This is a genomic window from Anaeromusa sp., assembly GCF_028691475.1.
GTDB lineage: Bacteria > Bacillota > Negativicutes > Anaeromusales > Anaeromusaceae > Anaeromusa.
In genome coordinates, this window is record NZ_JAQUZF010000146.1 from 1 (window position 1) to 5378 (window position 5378).

The 5378-nt window shown below is 53.1% G+C and carries 5 protein-coding genes; 2 read left to right on the forward strand and 3 right to left on the reverse strand.

The genetic code is table 11. The features are described from left to right. From PHF27_RS13110 to PHF27_RS13120, 3 genes are all read right to left on the reverse strand, one after another. Positions 1–1429 (reverse strand): ABC transporter substrate binding protein (locus PHF27_RS13110; RefSeq protein WP_300070972.1); only part of this gene is annotated, 1429 nt, incomplete at its 3' end. A 190-nt stretch (positions 1430–1619) separates the two neighbouring features. Continuing rightward, positions 1620–2213: an FxLYD domain-containing protein gene (locus PHF27_RS13115; RefSeq protein ID WP_300070975.1), complete on the reverse strand. Its 594-nt coding sequence runs from the start codon at positions 2211–2213 to the stop codon at positions 1620–1622. Between the two features lie 39 nt (positions 2214–2252). Then, positions 2253–3062: a hypothetical protein gene (locus tag PHF27_RS13120; RefSeq protein ID WP_300070977.1), complete on the reverse strand. Its 810-nt coding sequence runs from the start codon at positions 3060–3062 to the stop codon at positions 2253–2255. A gap of 198 nt (positions 3063–3260) precedes the next feature. Here PHF27_RS13120 and PHF27_RS13125 point away from each other — a divergent pair, with 198 nt between their 5' ends. Together PHF27_RS13125 and PHF27_RS13130 are read left to right on the forward strand one after the other, a co-directional pair. After that, the gene (locus tag PHF27_RS13125; RefSeq protein WP_300070980.1) at positions 3261–4439 is read left to right on the forward strand and encodes a hexokinase; all 1179 of its coding nucleotides are present in this window, start codon (positions 3261–3263) and stop codon (positions 4437–4439) included. A gap of 43 nt (positions 4440–4482) precedes the next feature. Then, complete coding sequence (locus PHF27_RS13130) at positions 4483–5337, forward strand: diguanylate cyclase (RefSeq protein ID WP_300070983.1); 855 nt, start codon at positions 4483–4485, stop codon at positions 5335–5337. Positions 5338–5378: the final 41 nt, after the last annotated feature.

Consider the following 5378-nt stretch of genomic DNA (forward strand, 5'->3'; position numbering starts at 1 on the left):
GTACCTCGACAATGGTCTCCAGGGTTCCGCGCAAGTCAATGTTTTCCACTACGCCTGTCACCGGATCTCCCGGCTGCAAGGACCTCACTGATCCAACGTCATTCACGCCTGCAAACACAACAGGCACTCCTGGGAACAGCTCTTGGCGATAATTCTGCACAAATTGATACGCCGCATCATCCACTGCCACAATGGCGTCAAAATGTTTCTGACTGTATTTAGTCCGATACAGTTCATACAGATGCTGCAGGTATTCCGGCATAATATTGCGGCGCACATCCATATAGTCATGAACTAACTTGATCGACTCGTCTCCCGCCAGCTCCTTGCGCAGACCTTCCTCAACGTGCTGCTCCCAAATCATATCCGGGTCATACGAATACAGCACCAGAACCTGCTTTTGGTCGCTATAGGAACGATTGACAATTAAACTGCCCGGCGGCAGCTGCTCCTTGGCAATGCCAAAACGCCGCAGCTGCACATCATCAAATTGAAAACGGTTCATGCTTTCCCGTACTACGGGAATTGCGGCCGGCGATTCTCCCTCCATCACCCGCACGGCCATCTGCGCCGCCACACGGCCCTGGTCAAAGCCGCTGACAAGTTTGCCTCCCAAAATTCCATGACCCAAATAAAAATCCCAGGCGCCGTAAACAGGCACGCTGCTCCGGGCCGCTAAACGAGCTGCCGCTTCTTGGTATGAAAAAGACTGTCCTTGGGCATCTTCGAAAAAGACCAGCAACAGCACAATGCTGTCTTCCCCAAGAGACGAAACCGTATTTTCCAGCTCCGTCATCGTTTTCCCTTCTAAGCGGTGAAACTGCAGCTGGGGAAATTGGCTTTGCAGCACTTCCCTTTCTTTGTCAATGGCCCGGCCTGTATTGGTCTTGTCATTGATGACATACACATGCCGTACCTGCGGCTGGATATGCAGCGCCGTCTCTAAGGTGCTCTTCAGGTCGCTTACTTCTGCTACGCCTGTATACCAGTCCTCTTGGCCCTGCAGCAGTTCCGGCACATAGTCATTGACGCCGCAAAAAACAACCGGCGTTTGCGGAAACAGCTGTTGTCGATACTGCAGTAAAAACTGCAGCGCCGTATCATCAGAAGCAAGGATCAGATCAAACGGCTTCTGCCTCCATTTATAAGCATATACCTCTTTTAGTAGGGGAAAATAAGCCTGCTCTTTGACATATTTGCTGTCCATGTCTTCTACACTCAGCTCAACATGCTTACCTTGCCCCAACAAGACCGAGGAGGCTCCGTCCACAATACTGCGCGTCCATTTATAGCTTTGCCCATAGGAGTTTAAAAGCAAAACTCGCTTTGAAACTCCGTTTTCCGCTCGTCCAACTGACTCTTCTTCCGAAATTGCCAAAACACTTAGTACAAGCAAGAAGCAACAAATCAACTGCCACAATTTCCTCAATAGACTTCCCTCCAAAATAGCGTTGCCTAAAGCACGTGTGCAATTTCACAAATCAATTCTTGCATTTTTAATTAATTTCAACAATCTTTCAGTTTCTTCCTGCAATTGCTCTTATTTTAGAAAATTGAATACAAAATTCAAAATTGTAACAATACGGATACAGAGTCGCTTCAGCCTTGCTCCAGTGTCTTCAATCGCCCTGCGGCACATGAAAACAAAGTACCGCCCGCACCGCTTGTTGCGCCTTCACCGGGGCCTCCGCCTTCCAGACCTCGCCCCCCTCCAGTTTAGGACCGACTGCGGTAACAACGCCCAGCAGTTGCTCCTGCCGATCATACAGCAAGGCGCGCAGCAGCACTCCCTCTAGCGTCCTGCCAGACTGGTTGCCAACATCCACCCGCAAGATTCGCTCATCCCCAGTTCCTGCCAGGCTATGCCCCGTCAAAAGCAAGAGTCTTCGCCCAGCCTCATCATACACCGTCCCCTGTTCATCCGGCCGCAAATACCCAGTTGGAGAGACTGGGTATTTCTTTACCGCCGCCTCCCTTTGAAACATCCGCTTATGCAAATACTGCAAAGCGCGGATAACCAGCATCACCACCCCGAAGGGCGCTGCAAAAAGCAGCCACAGCCATTCCACATACTGCAGCCCCACGCGATAAGATAACCATACTGCCATCACGGCGGCCATCGTCCAAAGGAGCATCTCTAAAGAGCGCAAAAACATGGCCGCCTCTTCATAGGCAGCCTGCTCTTGGGAATACTCTTTTTGATAACGACGCATACCGCAACCTCCTTGCACATCCTGCTGCAGACTCACAGCTTACTTACTTCGCCGCAGCGATTCCTCCGCCAGCCAGCGCTCAAAATCATCTTCAAACACCAGCAAGTCGCTGCCGGTTGCGTTGGCAAAACCAACTATTTTATCCGGCTTGGCGCGCAGCTGCTGATAATACTTTCGCAACGCCCCTGCGCCAGCGTTCTCCTCCAGCCGCCAAACCGCCAACGCGCTCATTGCATAACATACCGGCGTCCCGTACACCTCCGCGGTGCGCCGCCACAAGCCCGGCCGCCGCAGCTGACTTAAATACGGCAAAACCGGCGCCACCCGCAGCGTTTGTCTCCAAACCTCCGGGCCGTCAGCGCCACTGGCCTGAAAGGCGACCACTTCCGCCAGGCCCTCGGAAAGCCACAACAGCTCCGCTGCCTGCGCCTCATCCACCAGCGAATATACATACTGGTGAGTCAGCTCATGAATAAAATGTCGCCGCCGCGCCGACGAAGAAGGAACCCCTTCCACATTAGTCACGACAAAGCGCCCCGCCGTCCAGCCGGCTGTTCTTTGACTCAAGTATAGCGCTTCGCTTTCCGACATGGCAAACTGCCGCTGTAAGGCGTTCTGATATTTTAGGCGGTTGGGTGTCAAACAAAGCGTAACCGTTCGTTCCGCCTCCCAAGCATACACCTGTTGCATGGTCCGATTTATCGCCTGTACCGCCTGCTCGACATCCACTGCCGCTTGTTGCGGCGTCCCCTCTTCCAGCGTTGTGATGACCGTAAGTCCTGCGGCCTGACAGGAGGCTGCACACAGCCAAGCTGCCAAAAGTCCGCCCAGGAGCCCAGCTATCCTCACAGTCATTCCTCCTCTCAAACCTAGCTATGTCCATTGTAAAATACACCTACTCCCAACGCAAGGACCCGCCCTTGAACTGCCGCAAAAGCTAACAAATAAATCTGTCTTTGCCCTGTAAAAAAGAGGATTCTGCACATAAATAAACGAATGTATGGATAATATTATTTCAACTTTCAAGCACTGGGAGGGTGACCTTCTTTGAAACAAGACCTACAACTTTGGCAACTGCTTCCCCCTGCCCAAGAAGAAATCATCGCCGCTTTTCAGGAAGACCTGGCCGCCAAGCTGGCTGGCTCCGCCTCTTCTCTGTCTTTACTGCCCTCCTTTTTGCTGCCTGCTACAGGCCAGGAGGAGGGCGACTTCGTGGCTCTCGATTTTGGCGGCACCAACGCTAGAATGGCCCGCATCCGCCTCGGCGGCCAAGGCCGCCACAAAGTACTAAAGCAGGTCAGCAAGCCTCTTGGCGTCCATTTGACGGCCGAGGGCCATGCCGAAGGACTTTTTGATTTTCTCGCTTCGCTGGCTGCGGATATCGTCGAACCGGAAGAACGGCTGCCGCTGGGGCACACCTTTTCGTTTCCCTGCGAGCAGGCCAATCTACAACAGGCGCAGCTGCTGCGCTGGAGCAAAGAAATTGCCACTCCCGGCGTTATCGGCCAAGATGTTAATCAGCTATTAAGGGAAGCCTTTGCTCGGGCCGGTCTGCAAATCCAGCCTGTGGCCATTATCAACGACACCATAGCCACCCTGCTGGCAGGAACCTATCTGCTGCCAGGCACGCAAATCGGCTCTATCCTTGGCACCGGCCATAACACAGCCTACTTCGAGCCCTCCCGTAATATGCTGCTAAACCTGGAATCCGGGGCCTTTCGCGCCATTCCGGGAAACGAATTTGACGCCGCTCTAGATGCCGCCAGCCTGCATCCAGGCGAGCAGCCTTTAGAAAAACGCGTCTCTGGACGTTATTTAGGAGAGCTGGTTCGGCTAGCACTCCTCAAAGAACATCCGCATTGCGGCCTAAAGCAGCCCTACTGCGTCACTCCGTTCCATCTGGCCGCTTGGCTGCATCCCGGCGAACGCTGTCCCTTTCCCTTGCCGCCGGACGTAGTCGGAACCGCCCGTCAGCTTGCGCAATGGGCCACCTGGCGTTCCGCCCGTCTGGCCGCCTTGACCTATGTAGCACTGTTCCGCCATCTGGGTTCTAGCGGTCCCATCGCCATCGACGGCTCACTTTATGAACATTTGCCAGGCTACGCCTCGATGGTGCGCGTCACCTTGGAAGAGCATGGCTATCGCATCCCTGTGCGGCTCCTTAAAGGAGGCAGCGCTCTGGGAGCGGCTCTCGCCGCCTGCGCCGCTTCAAAAAATCTGTTGTAGGCTATACGCCTTTTTACTTGTGTTTTGAACAGGAGAGATTACTGTGCGCAACCACCCGCTGATTCTTATTGCAGATGACCAACCCATGCTGCGGCAAATGCTGCGCGATGCTTTGGCTTCAGAAGGCTATGAATTTATCGAAGCCAGTACAGGCCATCAGGCGATTGATCTTTTTCGCCAGCACAAACCGGATATCGTCCTCCTAGACGTTATCATGCCCGGCATCGACGGTCCCAATGCCTGTGCCGCCCTGCGCGCCCTCCCAGAGGGTCATACGGTACCCATTCTGATGATCACCGGCCGCGATGACGATCAAACGATTAACATCGCTTTTGCCGCCGGCGCGGATGATTATATCACCAAGCCTTGCAATATGTTGGTTCTGCGTCATCGGGTCAAGCGCCTTTTAGAAGCAGAACGGCATCGCAAGGTCATCGAGCAAATGGCTATGATCGATGGTCTCACCGGTCTTTTAAACCGCCGCATGCTTACGCAAAAGCTAACCCAGGCCATGCGCAGCTCTCGCGACTCCAAAAAGCCCTTGAGTTTGATTCTCCTGGACATCGACCATTTCAAGAAAATAAATGACACCTACGGCCACACCAGCGGCGACCAGGTGCTGCGAACTTTATCCGCACTTTTGCAAAAAGAAGTGGGAAAACAAGGCTTTGTCGGCCGCTACGGCGGTGAAGAATTTATTATCGTTTTGCCTGACACCGTGGTACATGCCGCCTTTTCCGTGGCTTCCCGGGTGCTCGCCAAGCTTCAAAAGCTGCCCATCGTTGTCGCTGACGCTCCGCAGCCTCTTTTTATTGGTTCTATAATAAATGTTGGGGTAAGCACGCAAGAGCATGTTTACCTCAACATTTTTTTGCACAAAAAAATGAGCATAAAGTAAATAACTCACATACAATTAAAGTTGCTACACACCAATCGAAA

What these genes read in the sequence shown, in the direction of transcription:
- PHF27_RS13115 (WP_300070975.1), bottom strand. Translation starts at nt 2,213, where the DNA reads ATGCGTCGTTATCAAAAAGAGTATTCCCAAGAGCAGGCTGCCTATGAA.